Source organism: Lysobacter brunescens, from assembly GCF_042677005.1.
Taxonomy (GTDB): domain Bacteria; phylum Pseudomonadota; class Gammaproteobacteria; order Xanthomonadales; family Xanthomonadaceae; genus Lysobacter_I; species Lysobacter_I brunescens.
In genome coordinates this window covers 2,379,199-2,394,299 of sequence record NZ_JBHTIF010000001.1, presented here as the reverse complement: position 1 = coordinate 2,394,299, position 15,101 = coordinate 2,379,199, and the positions used below count along the sequence as shown (strand labels likewise).

General features: G+C 67.4%; 17 protein-coding genes. 1 reads left to right on the top strand and 16 read right to left on the bottom strand.

The features are described 5' to 3' along the window. Nucleotides 1–21: 21 nt before the first annotated feature. The 15 genes from virB11 to ACFQ0E_RS10470 form a co-directional block, all read right to left on the bottom strand. Entirely contained in the window at nt 22–1,071 is a 1,050-nt protein-coding gene (gene virB11, locus ACFQ0E_RS10540; RefSeq protein WP_386823604.1) for a P-type DNA transfer ATPase VirB11, read from the bottom strand. Nucleotides 1,072–1,249: 178 nt separating this feature from the next. Further along, nucleotides 1,250–2,515 carry a TrbI/VirB10 family protein gene (locus ACFQ0E_RS10535; RefSeq protein WP_386823603.1) on the bottom strand — a complete coding sequence of 422 codons (1,266 nt, stop codon included), beginning with the start codon at nt 2,513–2,515 and terminating at the stop codon, nt 1,250–1,252. Beyond that, nucleotides 2,512–3,243 carry a TrbG/VirB9 family P-type conjugative transfer protein gene (locus tag ACFQ0E_RS10530; protein WP_386824109.1) on the bottom strand — a complete coding sequence of 244 codons (732 nt, stop codon included), beginning with the start codon at nt 3,241–3,243 and terminating at the stop codon, nt 2,512–2,514. Before ACFQ0E_RS10530 ends, ACFQ0E_RS10535 begins: the two co-directional genes overlap by 4 nt. 50 nt (nt 3,244–3,293) lie before the next feature. Next, a complete protein-coding gene (locus ACFQ0E_RS10525) occupies nt 3,294–4,364 on the bottom strand; it encodes a virB8 family protein (RefSeq protein ID WP_386823602.1) in 1,071 nt (356 codons plus the stop codon). A gap of 79 nt (nt 4,365–4,443) precedes the next feature. Continuing rightward, on the bottom strand, nt 4,444–4,866 hold the full coding sequence (locus ACFQ0E_RS10520) for a hypothetical protein (RefSeq protein ID WP_386823601.1): 423 nt from the start codon (nt 4,864–4,866) through the stop codon (nt 4,444–4,446). A gap of 532 nt (nt 4,867–5,398) precedes the next feature. After that, nucleotides 5,399–6,115 (bottom strand): lipoprotein-releasing ABC transporter ATP-binding protein LolD, encoded by a 717-nt coding sequence (gene lolD / locus ACFQ0E_RS10515; protein WP_386823600.1) that lies wholly within the window; start codon nt 6,113–6,115, stop codon nt 5,399–5,401. After that, nucleotides 6,108–7,355 carry a lipoprotein-releasing ABC transporter permease subunit gene (locus ACFQ0E_RS10510; protein WP_386823599.1) on the bottom strand — a complete coding sequence of 416 codons (1,248 nt, stop codon included), beginning with the start codon at nt 7,353–7,355 and terminating at the stop codon, nt 6,108–6,110. The genes lolD and ACFQ0E_RS10510 overlap by 8 nt, the downstream gene beginning before the upstream one ends. Before the next feature lie 23 nt (nt 7,356–7,378). Then, entirely contained in the window at nt 7,379–7,759 is a 381-nt protein-coding gene (locus tag ACFQ0E_RS10505; RefSeq protein ID WP_386823598.1) for a hypothetical protein, read from the bottom strand. A gap of 19 nt (nt 7,760–7,778) precedes the next feature. Then, nucleotides 7,779–8,042, bottom strand: coding sequence for an FAD assembly factor SdhE (locus ACFQ0E_RS10500; protein ID WP_386823597.1), 264 nt, complete (start codon nt 8,040–8,042; stop codon nt 7,779–7,781). Between the two features lies 1 nt (nt 8,043). Further along, a complete protein-coding gene (locus ACFQ0E_RS10495; protein ID WP_386823596.1) occupies nt 8,044–8,466 on the bottom strand; it encodes an MAPEG family protein in 423 nt (140 codons plus the stop codon). A 122-nt stretch (nt 8,467–8,588) separates the two neighbouring features. Then, nucleotides 8,589–9,374: a succinate dehydrogenase iron-sulfur subunit gene (locus ACFQ0E_RS10490; protein ID WP_386823595.1), complete on the bottom strand. Its 786-nt coding sequence runs from the start codon at nt 9,372–9,374 to the stop codon at nt 8,589–8,591. A 45-nt stretch (nt 9,375–9,419) separates the two neighbouring features. After that, complete coding sequence (gene sdhA, locus ACFQ0E_RS10485; RefSeq protein ID WP_386823594.1) at nt 9,420–11,246, bottom strand: succinate dehydrogenase flavoprotein subunit; 1,827 nt, start codon at nt 11,244–11,246, stop codon at nt 9,420–9,422. Between the two features lie 4 nt (nt 11,247–11,250). Then, nucleotides 11,251–11,658 (bottom strand): succinate dehydrogenase, hydrophobic membrane anchor protein, encoded by a 408-nt coding sequence (gene sdhD / locus ACFQ0E_RS10480; protein WP_386823593.1) that lies wholly within the window; start codon nt 11,656–11,658, stop codon nt 11,251–11,253. Further along, nucleotides 11,655–12,044, bottom strand: a complete 390-nt coding sequence (sdhC, locus tag ACFQ0E_RS10475) for a succinate dehydrogenase, cytochrome b556 subunit (protein WP_386823592.1) — start codon at nt 12,042–12,044, stop codon at nt 11,655–11,657. The genes sdhD and sdhC overlap by 4 nt, the downstream gene beginning before the upstream one ends. A 158-nt stretch (nt 12,045–12,202) precedes the next feature. Beyond that, nucleotides 12,203–12,373: a DUF1674 domain-containing protein gene (locus ACFQ0E_RS10470; protein WP_386823591.1), complete on the bottom strand. Its 171-nt coding sequence runs from the start codon at nt 12,371–12,373 to the stop codon at nt 12,203–12,205. Nucleotides 12,374–12,412: 39 nt separating this feature from the next. Between ACFQ0E_RS10470 and ygfZ the strand changes: the two genes are divergently transcribed. Then, nucleotides 12,413–13,285 (top strand): CAF17-like 4Fe-4S cluster assembly/insertion protein YgfZ, encoded by an 873-nt coding sequence (gene ygfZ, locus ACFQ0E_RS10465; protein ID WP_386823590.1) that lies wholly within the window; start codon nt 12,413–12,415, stop codon nt 13,283–13,285. Between the two features lie 90 nt (nt 13,286–13,375). Here the strand turns inward: ygfZ and ACFQ0E_RS10460 are convergent, their stop codons facing one another. Then, on the bottom strand, nt 13,376–15,094 hold the full coding sequence (locus ACFQ0E_RS10460; RefSeq protein WP_386823589.1) for a phospholipase effector Tle1 domain-containing protein: 1,719 nt from the start codon (nt 15,092–15,094) through the stop codon (nt 13,376–13,378). Nucleotides 15,095–15,101 lie beyond the last annotated feature (7 nt).

The window sequence follows — 15,101 nt, the reverse complement described above, 5'->3', positions numbered from 1 at the left end:
GCGCGCCATTGGACGGGCGGCTTACTCGCTGCCGGCCAGGCCCAGCGAACGGCGCGGGTCGAAATCGATGCCGGTGATGTAGCGGCGGCCGGCATGGGCCTTGATGTGGACCACGATGTCGATGGTCAGCATCAGCAGGCGCTTGATGACCGAGAACTCCAGGCCCGAGCCCTCGTTCGAGGCCTTGACCATGAGCGCGAGCTGATCCCAGGTCTGCGCGGTGCTGCCGGCGTGGCAGCTGGTGATCGAACCGGGATGGCCGGAGGCGCAGTTCCGGATGAAATAGAAGGCTTCGTCGCCGCGCAACTCGGCCAGGATGATGCGGTCCGGCTTCATGCGAAGGCAGGCCTCCATGCAGCTCTTCGCAGTGACGTTCGCCGCGCTCTGCCCGCCCTTGGAATACAGCAGGTGGACGATGTTCGGCTGCTCGATGAACAGCTCGCGCGCGTCCTCGATGGTCACCAGTCGCTCTTCGTGCGGGATGTGCCCGACCAGCGACTTCATGAAGGTGGTCTTGCCGCTGCCAGTCGCGCCGGCGACGACGATGTTCTTCTTGTACGCCACCGATTTCTTGAAGAACTCCGCATAGTTGCGCTCTGCGCGCAGTTCCAGCAGCTCCTTGTCGTGGTCGCTGACTTCCGGCGCGCCTTCGAGGATCTGCTTGAAGAAGCCGCTCTCCTCGTAGCTCTGCAGGGTGAAGTTGCGCTTGGCCGGCAGTCGGATGGTGATCGAGACCTTGCCCACGTCGCAGGCCGGCGGAATCACGAACTGGGCGCGCTGTCCCGTCGGAAAGGTCAGCGAGACGACCGGGTCGACGTCGGTGATGCGCTGGCCGGTGTTGCTCTCGTTCACCACCGCGGTGCAGAACTGGCGGGCACGCTCGAAAGTCAGCGAAGGCACCTCGATGCGCTTCCAGCCGGCATTGGTTTCCAGGTACAGCTCGCCCGGCTTGTTGATGCAGATTTCCGTCACTTCCGGCGACGACATGTACTCCAGGATGCCCAGCACGCTGTACTGGTATTCGAGGAAGTCGTTGGAGACGTTGGCGATGGGTGAATTGTCGATGTCCATGCGGAACCTGTCGTCGGCGCAGGCCGTGCAGCTGGCAAGCGTGCGGGTGGCTGGCAGCCTGGAATGGCGTGCCCCGGAACGAAAAACGACCGCTTGCGCGATCGCTTTTCGAGGTGTGCCGACCCCGTTGAAGCAGACAGGCCCGAACGGGCCCGCTGCTGCGGGATCGATGGCGGGATCAGCGGCTCCTGACCACGCCCGAGAAATCGACGTCCTTGGCGACGTAGATGTTCAGCACGGTGCCCTGGTTGATGGTGACCGTGGCGGGACGCTGGGCCGCCTTGGTCAGCGCCTGATTGGCGAGACGCTCCATCGTGCGCGCCGTATTGCTCTCGAACGGCTGCTCCACGACGGTACCGCTGCCGACACCTGTGGTGGTGGTGACCGGGCCGTTCTTCGCGGCGGCGTACTTGAAGGCGTCGCTGATCATGCTGATGAACAGGGCCGAGCTCATCTTGCTGAACCAGTGGCCGTTGTAGTCGCCCGGATGACCGGCACCGCCCAGGTTGTCCACGCCCGGACCTTCGAGGATCACGTCCAGTCCGTTCGGCGTGGTGACGCGATCCCACACCACCGCGACGCGCGGGCCGTTCGGCTCGCCTTCGTAGCGGCCGAGGGCCTTCGAGCCCTTCGGCAGCAGCAGGTGGCGTCCGTTGATGGAGTACACCGGCTCGGTGATGATGCAGGAGGTGTAGCCGGCGTAATCGGTGACGATGCGGGTCTCCAGCACGCAGCGGATGTAGGTGCCGCGCACCATCAGCGTGTCGGGATTGCGCAGGTACTGGGCGACGAGCTGCTTGGTCTCGCTCGCCGGCATCGCCTGCGCAGGCGCGTTGGCGTTCTGCTGCGCGGCCTGGGCATCGAGCACGGCCTGCAGGTAGGGCGACGTCTGCGGCATGCCGCCGGGACCGGCGCCACCGCCGCGACCGCCGCTGTCGACCATGCCCATGCGGCGCTCGGCGAGCGTCGGGCCACGCGGCTCGGGCGGACCGGCCTCGGCAGCGGCGGCGTCACGCCGGGGATCGCGCTCCTGCACGGGCTCCTGCGGCGGCAGCGGGGGCAGTTCCTGCACCGGCACCGGCTGGGGCTCCTGGACATCGGCAAAATCGGGACCGGTGCCACCGGGGCTCTTGGGCAGGTCGGGAATGACGACCTCTTCCTTCTTCGGCTTGGCGACTTCCTCTTCCTTGTCGGACATGAAGCCCTTCATCACGACCAGGGTCATGAGGATCAGCAGGGCCACGATGCCCGCGAGGAACATCAGCGCCTTGCGATTGACGCTCTGGGATTCCACCGTCTTCAGCTGCGGCGCACCGGCATCCAGGTTCGGCTGGTTCTGCGGTGCCTGCTGCTGGGCCGCGTAGTACGGATTGCTGCCCTGCTGATCGTCGGAGGAGTATTCCCCGGCCTGCCCGGGGCTGTTCGGCGGCAGATTCTGGTTCACTTGTGCTTGTTCCTACGCAGACCGACGACGTTCTTCCCGTGACGGAGGACCAGGAAGGGATAAGTACCGTGGACGACGAGCACCCCGTTATCGACCGTGGTGTTCACGAGGAAATCCTCGCCACCCTCGCGCTCGCGGCCGAACACGGCCGGGAAGTCGCCCGAGGGGAACCGGTTGATGTTGGCCAGGCGGATGTAGGTGAACTGGCCGTCGTCGTAGACGTTGACCGGGATCAGCCACTTGTTCTTGGTGCGGGTCGAATACGAATAGTCGAAGTAGTACGGACGCGTCTTGTCGAGGCGGATGTCCAGTTCGCTTTCGCGCGGCTTGGGCGCGCCGTCCTTGGCCTCGGCCTCCGCCGCGGAGAAGGACGTGTTGTTCGGATAGCTGAAGGTGATCTTGTAGTGCACGCCGGCGCGCTTGGCCTGTTCCAGCGCGGTCCAGTCGGTGGCGACGACCTTGAGCTCGAACAGGTACGAGTGCGTGGCGGTGCGCACCATCATGTTGGTGTCAACGTCGACGTTCTTGGGCTTGAGGTAGAAGACGTTGTCGCGACGGTTGAGCTCCCAGCCCGAATTGAAGCCGGTGCTGTAGTCGAGGATCTCCTCGCTCGGGCTCAGTTCGATCTGGGTAGTGATGCCCAGGCCGGTGCGCACCTCGTAGATGCGGTCGGGTTCGTATTCGTATTCGACGATGACCTGTGCGAACGCCGGCATCGCCAGCGTCATCGACGCCAGCACGCACAGCAGGACCGCATAGCAAGAGCGATGCAAGCGACTCATCGGGTGCCTACTCCATTGACTTGATTGGGGGCTTGCGGCTGACCGGCCGGAACGGTGCCGGCGGGCGCGGCGGGATACTGCTGCGGCGCGGCGCCGCCCGGCAGGCCGAAGTCGGGCGCGGCCGGAATCTGCTGCTGGCCCGGCATCGGCTGACCCGGCACCTGCTGGCCCTGGACCGGCTGACCCTGCATCGGCTGGCCCGGATAGGGCTGGCCCGGCATCGGCTGGCCCGGAACGGGCTGACCGGGATAAGGCTGGCCCGGCACGGCGCCCTGGACCGGATAACCGGCACCCGGGGCCTGCGGTGCTGCGCTCACCGGGTTCTCGACCGGCGGCGAAGCAGCGTAGTCGTTGTCGACCGTGTACTCGACGACCTGGAAGCCCAGCGGATTGTTGTAGCGCTGCTTCTCGTTCATCTCGAGATTCGGCTTGTAGGTGAACTCCATGCGCGCGATCTTGCTGTCCAGCGGCTTGGTGTCGCCGCTGCGCTTGTCGTACAGCACGCGCTGGAAGCGCACGGTCGCGCTGGTACGCGCGTTCTCACCCTGGCCGCGACGCTCCAGCTGCATGCTGAGGATCTTCACGCGGACCGCCTTGTCCTTGCCGTAGAGCTTGAACGGGCTTTCCGGGTTGGTGCGCGCATGGGTGGCGCTGTAGCCGGCGCGGACGTCGGGCGAGGACATCACGTGCACCAGCTCCCAGTCGCGCAGGGTCATCATGGCCACGTCGAAGGACTCGCGCGCGGTGATGTACTGGGCGATGTTCGCGCGGTTGACCGCTTCGCTGGCGGTGATGCTGTTCTTGCTGGTGAAGTCGCCGCGCAGGGTCGCGACCGTGGCCTGGCCGGTATAGGCATCGGCGAGGATCAGGTACGGGACTTCCTTCTTCAGCGGCAGGATGTAGATGAAGCCGCCGAGCATGATGAGGACGATCACGACGGCGACCGTCGCCACCGTCCATGCGCGTTTCTCGCTTCGCCGGGCGATGTCCGCGATGGTCACTTCGAAGTTGATGCCCTTGGCGGCGGTGTTTTCCACCTGGGCCGTGTTTTTCTGCTTGCCGAACATGAGCGGAGCCTGTGGACCGATTGGGTTGGGGGAATGCGTGCTGTCGCCGTTGCGCCGGACGGACCGGCGCGGCGCCCGATCAGGGCGTCGTGGCGCCGCCGGACGACACGCGGACGACGATCTCGTCGCCGCTCACGCCCACCGAGACCTGCTGCGCTGCGAAAGCCGCATTGAGCTGGGACACGGCTTCCTGCAGGCTCGGAGTGCGGATCTCGGCCACCGCGCTGTGCAGGGTGTAGTCCATCGGATGGCGGTAGGTCAGGACCATGTTCGAATCCTTGGCCCAGCGCTCGAGCATCGCCTTGAGCGTGCCGTCCATCGGCGATGCGTAGAACAGGTAGGTGTCCTGCAGCGGGATCGCCTGGGTTTCCTCGGAGAAGCGGTTGATGTTCTTCCAGCGGCCGCCGAAGTCGGGCGCAGGACGCGTCGCGCAGCTGGACAGCGCGACCACGGCCGCGAGGACGAGCAGGAACTTGGTGAGGATCGAGATCGTAGGTTTCACACGCCACCCGGATGGAGTTCTGGAAGATTGAGTGCGACGACCGCCCTGCCCCGGCACGGGCCGGGCAAGGCGGAGAATGGCTGCGACCGCGCGCGGACGCGCAGGCCCCGGGCAGCGCTCGGCGCGCCCGGTGAAAACGTCTGGAAGGAATGGCACCAGTGCCGGTACGGCCCTGAGGGTCTCCACGGAATCCCTGTTGTCACGTTGGATCAGGCCCCCTTTCTGCACCGATCTCCGCCAGCCCGGTCCGTGATCCGGAACCGACGGCGTCCTTGTTGACTTCACCCGATTGCGCTCCCCTGATGCCGTGCGATCCGCCGCATCCGAAAGCCGGCGACACGCCAGGAGATCGCATCCATGGCTGCGTGAATGGAACATATCCCGATCCGATGCGACGGGTCAAGGAACCGGACGCATGCGTATCGCCCGACGCAGCGGTCGCGGGCCTGCGACCCGGAGCGGCGTGGTTGCAGTTGAAACGATCCGCGTGTATTGCGTGCCGAGGGCGCGGGCCAGTCGAGACCCGGAGCGCTCAGCCCACCTGCCGCAGACGGCCTTCGTGCAATTCGAGGACGCGATCGAGGCGATGCGCCAGCTCGCGATCATGGGTCACCAGCACCAGGCTGGTGCCCTGCTCGCGGTTGAGCGAGAGCATCAACTCGAACACCGACGCAGCGGTCTTCTCGTCGAGATTGCCTGTGGGCTCGTCGCCGAGCACGCAGGCGGGGCGGTTGACGAGGGCCCGGGCGACCGCTGCGCGCTGGCGCTCGCCGCCCGAGAGTTCGCCGGGTTTGTGTTCGAGCCGATGGCCCAATCCCACCGCAGTAAGCAGATCGCGCGCGCGCCGGTCCGCCTCGCCATTCGCGCCGCCTGCCAGCAGCACGGGCAGCATCACGTTCTCCAGCGCGGTGAATTCCGGCAGCAGGTGATGGAACTGGTAGACGAAGCCGAGCGCGCGGTTGCGCAGGCGCCCGCGCTCGGCGTCCGAGAGCGCGCTCATGCGATGGCCGGCGACATGCACTTCGCCGGCAGTCGGCGTATCCAGGCCGCCCAGCAGATGCAGCAGGGTGCTCTTGCCCGCACCGGAAGCGCCGACGATCGCCACGGTCTCGCCGGCACGGACCGCGAGGTCGAGGCCTGCGAACACCGGCGTGCGCAGCTTGCCCTCGGCGTAGGTCATCGACAGCGATTCGGCGCGCAGCACGCAGCCGTCGGCCGAGGTCGTCGCCGCGATCGTCCGCTCATTCATAGCGCAGCGCCTCCGCCGGGGCCGTGCGCGCGGCGCGGCGCGCAGGATAGAGGGTGGCGAGGAAGGACATGACCAGCGCGACCAGCGCGATCAGGCCCACGTCCGACGCGCTCAGCTCGGTCGGCAGGCCGGTGATGTAGTACACGTCCGCCGGCATCAGCTCGACCCGGAACAGGCGTTCGATGGCACGCAGGATGTTCTCGAGGTTGAGGGTGAGCAGGATGCCGCCGACCACGCCCGAGACCGTGCCGATGATGCCGATCAACGAGCCCTGGACGATGAAGACCTGCATCACGCCGAACGGCGTCAGGCCCAGCGTGCGCAGGATCGCGATGTCGGCCTGCTTGTCGGTGACCAGCATCACCAGCGAATTCACCAGGGTGAACGCGCCCATCAGGATAATCAGCGACAGCAGGATCGCCATCATCGTCTTCTCCAGCTTGAGCGCGCGGAACATGTTGGCGTTCTCGCGCGTCCAGTCGCTGACCCGGTACACGCCCTTCAGGCGCCAGGCGAGGTCGTGGGCGACATCGAAGGCCAGGTTCATGTCGTGCAGCTTCAGGCGCACGCCGGTCACGCCCTCGCCCATGCGCAGCAGGCGCTGTGCGTCGGCGACGTGGATGACGGCGAGGTTGCGGTCGAATTCCTGATGGCCGACCTCGAACAGCCCGGTTACCGTGAAACGCTTGATGCGCGGCACGGCGCCCACCGGCGTGCTCTGGAATTCGGGCGTGTACACCATCACGGAGTCGCCGACGCCCACGCCGAGCCAGAGGGCGAGCTCGCGGCCGAGCACGATGTTGAAGGCGCCGGGCTTGAGGGTCTGCAGCGAGGCGCCATCGACCATCTTCGCGGCGATCACCGAGACCGTGGCCTCCTGCGCGGGATCGATGCCGCGCAGCAGCGCACCTTCCTCGCGCGGTCCCTGCAGCATCACGGGGCGCTCGACGTAGGGCGCCGCACCGGCGACGCGCGGATCCTTCTTCGCCTCGGTCACGGCCCGGGCCCAGTCGAGCATGGGCTCACCGTCGGCGGTGATGGTGGCGTGCGCGGCCATCTGCAGCATGCGGTCGCGGATCTCGCGCTGGAAACCGCTCATCACCGCCAGCGTGGTGATCAGTGCGGCCACGCCGAGCGCGATGCCGAGCATCGACGCGAACGAGATGAAGGAGATGAAACCGTTGCGGCGCTTTGCGCGGAGATAGCGCAGGCCGATGGCGACGGACAGGGGTCTGAGCATGAGAGTGCGTCGAGGGGTCCGGGCTATGGTGCCACCGGCCCGCCGATTCGCACAGCGGCGCGCGCGGCCGCGACCAGGCGCAGTTCACGCCGCGTTGCGGGGGCGAGGACATCCGGCCAGAGTGCGAGCCGATGGCCCTGCCCTGCCCCGTCGCGCCAGGACAGGAAGGCCAATGCGCCGCGCCAGGTGATGTCGAAGCCGTGCACGACCTGTCCCGCCACGGTGACGTCGCCCTCCGCCGGGACCACGATCGACAGCGGTACGATGCGCGCATGGCGCCATGCCGACCATCCGGCCCAGCCGCTGGCGAGGACCGCAAGCGGCCAGGCAGCGATGGCGGGCAGGTTCGAGGCCCACAGCGACAGCGGCGCCAGGACGGCCAGCGCGCAGAGCGCGGCCGTCACCCAGCGCGAAGGCCGCCACTCAAACCGGCAGGGCGCGGATGCGTTCGACGATCGCATGCAGGTCGGCGTCCTCTGCCGTTTCGTAGCCGAGGAACCAGCGCCACAGGCGATCGTCCTCGCAGGCCAGCAGGCGATCGAAGACCGCACGCTCGGCGTCATCGGCTTCCAGCCAGCGCGCGGCCAGGTAGCGTTCCATCAGCTGGTCGAGCTCGCGCATGCCGCGACGACTGCGCCAGCGCAGCTTCTGCAGTTCGATGCGTTCGGCCTCGGTGGGTGTGCGCATATCAGCCAGCGACCAGGTGGATCGCGATGCGTACCCACAGCGCCAGCAGGATCGCGGCGCCGAGCAGATAGGCCTTGAAGCGGTGCATGACCTTGTTGTAACTGCACTGGATCGCACTGTGCAGTGCGCGCGCGCCGACGAAAGCCCAGGCCAGCGCCAGGGTCGCGATGTCCTGCAGGCCGGTGATCGCACAGACCGCCAGCGCGAAGTAGAACAGCACCGGCAGTTCGAACAGGTTGCGGAAATTGTCCGCAGGACCGCTGTCGGTGAGTTTCGCCGCGGACTCCGCCGACGTCGCCACCGCCTGCGGATGGATGCGCTCGCGCTTCATCTGCGCGACGCGGCGGCGGTACATGACCATCAGCACGACGAAGGTGAGCGCCACCATCGCAAGGCCCGGCAGAAAGATCGCGTGATTGGTCATCGCTCACCTCGTAGGGTGGGCTTCAGCCCACCATTGCGGCACATCCTGCGCGGCCTGGGCCTGTCGCGAACACCTCGTGAAGACGGGCGCACGTGGCGCCCGTCGTGGGGTGATCGCGTGGATCAGACCTGTCGCGCCAGCATCAGCTTCTTGATCTCGCCGATCGCCTGCGCCGGATTCAGGCCCTTCGGGCAGGTCCGCGCGCAGTTCATGATGGTGTGGCAGCGATAGAGCTTGAACGGATCCTCGAGGTCGTCCAGGCGCGCACCGGTGTCCTCGTCGCGGCTGTCGATGATCCAGCGATAGGCCTGGAGCAGGATCGCCGGGCCCAGATAACGGTCGCCGTTCCACCAGTAGCTCGGGCAGCTGGTGCTGCAGCAGGCGCAGAGGATGCACTCGTACAGGCCGTCGAGCTTGGCGCGGTCTTCCTTCGACTGCAGGCGCTCCTTGTCCGGCGGCGGCGCGCTCTGGGTACGGATCCACGGCTTGATCGACGCGTACTGCGCGTAGAAGTGCGTGAGGTCCGGCACCAGGTCCTTGATCACCGGCATGTGCGGCAGCGGGTAGATCGGCACTTCCTGCTTGGCGCAGTCTTCGATGGCCTTGGTGCAGGCCAGCGTGTTGGTGCCGTCGATGTTCATCGCGCACGAACCGCAGATGCCTTCGCGACAGGAGCGGCGGAAGGTCAGCGTCGGGTCGATCTCGTTCTTGATCTTGATCAGCGCGTCCAGGACCATCGGGCCGCAGGTGTCGAGATCGACTTCGTAGGTGTCGGTGCGCGGATTCTCGTCGTCGTCCGGGCTCCAGCGATACACCTTGAACTCGCGCACGCGCTTGGCGCCGGCGGGCGCGGAGAAACGCTTGCCCTTGTGGACCTTGGAATTCTTGGGAAGGGAAAACTCGGCCATGATCAGATCCGGAATGCGCGGACGGGGCACGGGCCCCGTTCGCGGTTAGTAGGTGCGCTTCTTGGGCGGAACGGCTTCGACGTCGTTGCTCAGGGTGTACAGGTGGACGGGGCGGTAGTCGATGCGCGTGTTGCCCGCCTCGTCTGCCCAGCACAGCGTGTGTTTGAGCCAGTTCTCGTCGTCGCGGATGCCGTTCTCGGCGAGGTTGCCGTGCTCGTCCTTCTCCCAGAAATCCTCGCGGGCCTGGGCACCGCGCGACTCCGTGCGGTTCTCGGCCGAAACGATCGTCGTGAGCGCCTGGCCCAGCAGGTTCTGCAGTTCCAGCGTCTCGATGAGGTCGGAGTTCCAGATCAGCGAACGGTCGCTGACGCGGATGTCCTCGAAGGCCTTCACGCAGTCGCGGATGCGGCCGACACCGCGGGTCAGGCCGTCCGGCGTACGGAACACCGCCGCGTCTTCCTGCATGGTGCGCTGCATGCGCAGGCGCAGGTCCGCGGTGGCGGTGCCGCCGTTGGCGTTGCGCAGCTTGTCGAGGTTGGCCAGCGACTTGTCGCAGGCATCCGCCGGCAGGGACTTGTGGGGCATGCCGGGACGGATCGTTTCGGCACAGCGGTTGGCGACCGCACGGCCGAACACAACGAGGTCGAGCAGCGAGTTCGAGCCCAGGCGGTTGGCGCCGTGCACCGACACGCAGGCCGCTTCGCCGATGGCGTACAGGCCGGGGACCACTGCGTCCGGGTTGCCGTCCTTCAACTGCACGACTTCGCCGTGGTAGTTGGTCGGGATGCCGCCCATGTTGTAGTGGACGGTCGGGATCACCGGAATCGGCTGCTTGGTCACGTCGACGTTCGCGAAGATGCGCGCGCTCTCGGCGATGCCCGGCAGCTTCTCGTGGATGTCGTTCGGATCGAGGTGGGTGAGGTCGAGATGGATGTGGTCGCCATGCTCGCCGACGCCGCGGCCTTCGCGGATTTCCAGGGTCATCGAACGCGAGACGACGTCGCGAGAGGCGAGGTCCTTCGCGTTCGGCGCGTAGCGCTCCATGAAGCGCTCGCCCTTGCTGTTGCGCAGGATGCCGCCTTCGCCGCGCACGCCCTCGGTGATGAGGCAGCCAGCGCCGTAGATGCCGGTCGGATGGAACTGCACGAATTCCATGTCCTGCAGGCCGAGGCCGGCACGCAGCGCCATGCCGCCGCCGTCGCCGGTGCAGGTATGCGCCGAAGTCGCGGAGAAGTAGGCGCGACCATAGCCGCCGGTGGCCAGCACCACGCCCTGGGCGCGGAACAGGTGCAGCGTGCCTTCGGCCATGTCCAGCGCGAGCACGCCGCGGCAGACGCCCTCCTCGTCCATGATCAGGTCGAGCGCGAAGTATTCGATGAAGAAGCGCGCGTCGTGCGCCAGCGACTGCTGGTAGAGCGTGTGCAGGATCGCGTGGCCGGTGCGGTCGGCGGCGGCGCAGGTGCGCTGCGCGGTGCCCTTGCCGTAGTGCGTGGTCATGCCGCCGAACGGACGCTGGTAGATCTTGCCGTCTTCGGTGCGCGAGAACGGCACGCCCTGGTGTTCGAGTTCGATGATCGCGGGAATGGCCTCGCGGCACATGTACTCGATGGCGTCCTGGTCGCCCAGCCAGTCCGAGCCCTTGATGGTGTCGTAGAAGTGGAAGCGCCAGTCGTCCTCGCCCATGTTGCCCAGCGCGGCGGAGATGCCGCCCTGCGCCGCGACCGTGTGCGAGCGGGTCGGGAAGACCTTGGTGATGCACGCGGTCTGCAGGCCCTTGTGGGCGAGGCCGAAGGTCGCGCGGAGGCCGGCGCCGCCGGCGCCGACGACGACCATGTCGTACTTGTGTTCGGTGATCTTGTATGCGGAGGTCATGGGCTCAGGCCAGCAGGGCGATGCGACCGATCGCGTAGAGGGAAGCGAGCGCGCCGGCCGCGCAGGCGAACGTGATCAGCAGTTGCAGGGCGATCTCCGTCGCGCGGTGGTGGATGTAGTCCTCGACCACCACCTGCAGGCCCAGGCGGGCGTGCCAGAACAGGCAGATCGCGAACAGCGCCAGCGCGATGGCGTTGAACGGCTTGGCCAGCGTGGCCTGGATGTCGTAGATGTCGGCACCGACCAGGGCCAGCGCCAGGCCGATCATCCACGGCACCAGCAGGGCCAGGGCGATGGCGGTGACGCGCTGCCACCAGAAGTGGCCGGTGCCGGACTTGGCGGAACCGAGGCCGCGCGCGCGGCCGACCGGCGTGCGGAAGTCGCGGGTGTTGTTGCGGGACGACGAACTCATGCCGCACCCCGCAGCGCGAAGAACCAGATCGCGGCCGTGAAGACGACTGTCAGCGCCAGCACGGTGTAGCCGGACTTGTAGACCTGCGGGATCTGGAAGCCCCAGCCCGCGTCCCACAGCAGGTGGCGGATGCCGTTGAGCAGGTGGTAGACCAGCGCCAGCGAGAAACCGAACAGCGCCAGCTTGCCGAACGGCGAGGCCAGGCAGGCCGAGGCGAGTTCGTGGGCCTCGCCACCCTGCGCCACGGCGAGCAGCCACCAGGCGAGGACGAAAGCGCCGAAGGAAAGAATGATGCCGGTGATGCGATGCATGATCGACATCGTCGTCGTGATCTGCGGACGGTAGATCTGCAGATGCGGCGACAGGGGTCGTGCGCGGTTAGGCATGTTCGATGCGCCCAGGTCGGAGAAGGAAGAGTGACGAAACGCCGACGGGGATCCGCGACAGCCGACGAACCGGCGCCTTCGTGGATCATGCCGGGCGCGCGCTGCGCATCGGCGATGACCACGTCGGCGGGACGCCGGAGCTGCGAAGCCCCGCAAGCTCAGAAATCGATACAGCGCCCGTTCTTCTCCCAATCCCCGTAACGCGTCGGATCGGGGCCTTCACGGCCGCCGATCTCCTTGACGTCGGTGCGTTGTCCCTGCCTGGACTCGTTGCCGGAAGCGGTGGCTCCCGGAAGGCTTTCTGGGGTCGGAACGGTTTCGCCTATCATGTCTGCAATCCTGAACTGTCAAGTTTAAGTCCCGCCCCCATGTCGGACAACCCACACGCGTCGCAAACCCCGTGGTTTCCGCTCTACGACCATCGCCTGGTGGCGCTTTCCGGTCGCGACGCGCTGGCGTTCGCGCAATCCCAGACCATGAACGACGTGGGTGCGCTGGCCGATGGGCAGTGGCACTGGAACGGTTGGCTCACCGCGAAGGGACGGCTGATCGCCCTCTTCGCGCTGATCCGGATCGCTGCAGATACGGTATGGCTGGTGGTTCCGGATGCAGATGCCGACGACCTGGCGACCCGCCTGCGCCGCTTCCAGTTCCGCAGCAAGCTCGCGATCGAGCTCCGCGACGACCTGCGCATCGCCGGCAAGCTGTCCGCGTCCAGCCTGGCCTCGGGCAATCACTGGGTCGGCAGCGCCGCCGACGGCATCGAACTCGATCTCAGCGGCCGGATGGACGGCGGCATGCCCGGACGCAGCCTCAGGATCGGCCCCGAATTGCACCCTGGCGCGAACGCCGCCCTGGTGGCGCGCTGGCGCTGCATGGATCTGGCGCATGGCCTGCCCCGCCTGGACCCCTCGCAATCCGAGCAGTGGACACCGCAGCAGCTGTCGCTGGAGCGCCTGAACGCCTTCAGCGTGAAGAAGGGCTGCTACCCGGGGCAGGAAATCGTCGCCCGCACCCATTTCCTCGGCCAGGCGAAGCGCGGCCTGGCACTGGTGCGCAGCGACGCCCCGCTGGTCCCCGGCACGGAGCTGCCGCTGGGCGACCAGACCGTGGGCACGGTCGTCTCGGCCTGCGGCGACCTGGGCCTGGCGGTGCTGCCGCTGGACCTCAATGCCGAAAACCCCGGCATGGCCGGGGCTTCGTGGCGGTTCGAGCCGTTGCACGGCGGGCTGGCCCGCTGACCCTCGATTCCCGGTCCTGAGTCCTCGGCCCTGAATCTTCGGTCGTGAATCCTCGATCCCGGCCCGCAGGCCGGGAGTCGCATCGGCATCTCAGAACAGCGAACGCGGGCCCATCCCGGGCTGCTGCGTATTCGGATCCACCGATTGCTGCTGCGTCGGTTGCGGCGGCGCCTGGGCCTGGCTGCGCTGCTGCGCCTGCTGCAGTTGCTGGTTGGCCGCATCGATCTGCTGCAGGCTCTGCTCCGGCGCCTGCATCAGGTCCCGGGTCGGCACCGCAAGGTTGCGCACGGTTGGGCTGTTCGGATCGCCCTGGTAGAGGATCGCGTACTTGCCGCCGACATCCGGGTTCTGCGCGCTCGCCTGGCTGAGCACGACGCCGTCGATACCCGCATCCGCCCTGAGCGCGCCGCCGGCGGCGCCATCGCGCTTGTAGGCGGCGAGCAGGGCCAGCGAGGCCTGGCGGTTCATGGCGTCGTCGGCGGCGATGCCGTTCTGGGCATGCATGCCCTGGACCATGCCATGCAGGTTGCGATAAGTGCCGTGGTCGGGGTGCCCGGAGACGGACGGATCCTGCGGCCTGCCGGGCTGTTCCACCGCCGGCGGCTGCGCAGCGACAGGCTTGGCCGGGGCCTCGGGCGGCACGACGCCGATCGACACCCTGCGCCAGTCGAAGGCCGCCGCCATGCGCTCGTCGCGCGGCTCGGCGTTGAAGGCGTCGCCGCCCTTGCCGACCAGCCGGTCCGGCGCGAGTCGCTCCACGGTGCCCTCGTCCTCGCGGCGATCGACCTTGGGCGTGATCCGGTACAGGAACATGCCCTGCTCGGAGCGGTGCACCACGTTCATCGCCGGATCGCTCGGCTCCTGCACCTTGTTGAGGAACGGCCGATCGCTCAGCGCGTTCACGTAGTCGGTCATCAGGTTGCCGCTGCGCGAGGATAGGCCGTCGAGGTGATAGCTGCCGCCGACATCGGAATGCGCGCCCGCCACCATCACGTTGAGGAAACGACCGTCCGGGGTCTGCCCGGGATCCATGATGCTGGTCGACTTGAACAGGCTGCGACGCTCGTCCTCGGCGGTGATCTGGAAGCCGGAAATGACCGAGGGCGGCAGGCGGCGGTCGTGATCGCGCGGCACGCCGGTGCCGACCGGATCGAACAGGCCCACGGCCTGCGGGGTCTGGCCGGGCGCGGCCAGCGCCGGCGCGGTGTAGTCGATGCGCTTCTGGCCGTGCTCGTCGCGGACGACGCGGGCGCCGTCGATGTCCTGGATCCCGCGCTCGTGGACCAGGCGGGTGAAACCGGCGGCCTGCTCGGCGCCGCGGCTGAAGCCGACGCTGACCACGCGGACCTGCGCGTCCGGATCCTCGGCGAGCCAGCGCTTGGTCTGGATCGCGAGCTGGTCGTACATCTCCTCCAGCCGCTGCTCGTAGGTGTGGCCACGCGCGCCGTCGATCGCGCGTGCGATCGCATTGCGCTGCGTCCCCGGGCCTTCGACATAGCCGACCTTGATGCGGTCCGCGTCCGGACCTTCGAGCGCCTCGACCTGGTCGCGGAAGCGACCGACGTTGGTCATGTGCGCCGGATCGCGGTTGGCATCGTTGCCGGTGCCGTCGAAGGCCGCGACGAACAGGCGTTCGTGCGGGTTGCTGCTGCGATACAGCGTCGGCGCCGGCAGCTGGCTCAGCGCGTCGCGCGCATCGACGAAGGTCTGCATGTCGTGCGCGTCGGCCGGATAGGTCGCCACGCCGTCCGTCAGACGGCCGTCCTTGTCGCGCTTGTGGGGTTCGCCGTCGTTCTTCTCGCCGCCCATGGCTCGT

Bases quoted from the DNA above. Each gene is read 5' to 3' on its own strand.
- virB11 (WP_386823604.1), bottom strand. From the start codon at position 1,071: ATGGACATCGACAATTCACCCATCGCCAACGTCTCCAACGACTTCCTC.
- ACFQ0E_RS10530 (WP_386824109.1), bottom strand. From the start codon at position 3,243: ATGACGCTGGCGATGCCGGCGTTCGCACAGGTCATCGTCGAATACGAA.
- ACFQ0E_RS10525 (WP_386823602.1), bottom strand. From the start codon at position 4,364: ATGTTCGGCAAGCAGAAAAACACGGCCCAGGTGGAAAACACCGCCGCC.
- lolD (WP_386823600.1), bottom strand. From the start codon at position 6,115: ATGAATGAGCGGACGATCGCGGCGACGACCTCGGCCGACGGCTGCGTG.
- ACFQ0E_RS10510 (WP_386823599.1), bottom strand. From the start codon at position 7,355: ATGCTCAGACCCCTGTCCGTCGCCATCGGCCTGCGCTATCTCCGCGCA.
- ACFQ0E_RS10500 (WP_386823597.1), bottom strand. From the start codon at position 8,042: ATGCGCACACCCACCGAGGCCGAACGCATCGAACTGCAGAAGCTGCGC.
- ACFQ0E_RS10495 (WP_386823596.1), bottom strand. From the start codon at position 8,466: ATGACCAATCACGCGATCTTTCTGCCGGGCCTTGCGATGGTGGCGCTC.
- ACFQ0E_RS10490 (WP_386823595.1), bottom strand. From the start codon at position 9,374: ATGGCCGAGTTTTCCCTTCCCAAGAATTCCAAGGTCCACAAGGGCAAG.
- sdhA (WP_386823594.1), bottom strand. From the start codon at position 11,246: ATGACCTCCGCATACAAGATCACCGAACACAAGTACGACATGGTCGTC.
- sdhD (WP_386823593.1), bottom strand. From the start codon at position 11,658: ATGAGTTCGTCGTCCCGCAACAACACCCGCGACTTCCGCACGCCGGTC.
- sdhC (WP_386823592.1), bottom strand. From the start codon at position 12,044: ATGCCTAACCGCGCACGACCCCTGTCGCCGCATCTGCAGATCTACCGT.
- ACFQ0E_RS10470 (WP_386823591.1), bottom strand. From the start codon at position 12,373: ATGATAGGCGAAACCGTTCCGACCCCAGAAAGCCTTCCGGGAGCCACC.
- ygfZ (WP_386823590.1), top strand. From the start codon at position 12,413: ATGTCGGACAACCCACACGCGTCGCAAACCCCGTGGTTTCCGCTCTAC.
- ACFQ0E_RS10460 (WP_386823589.1), bottom strand. From the start codon at position 15,094: ATGGGCGGCGAGAAGAACGACGGCGAACCCCACAAGCGCGACAAGGAC.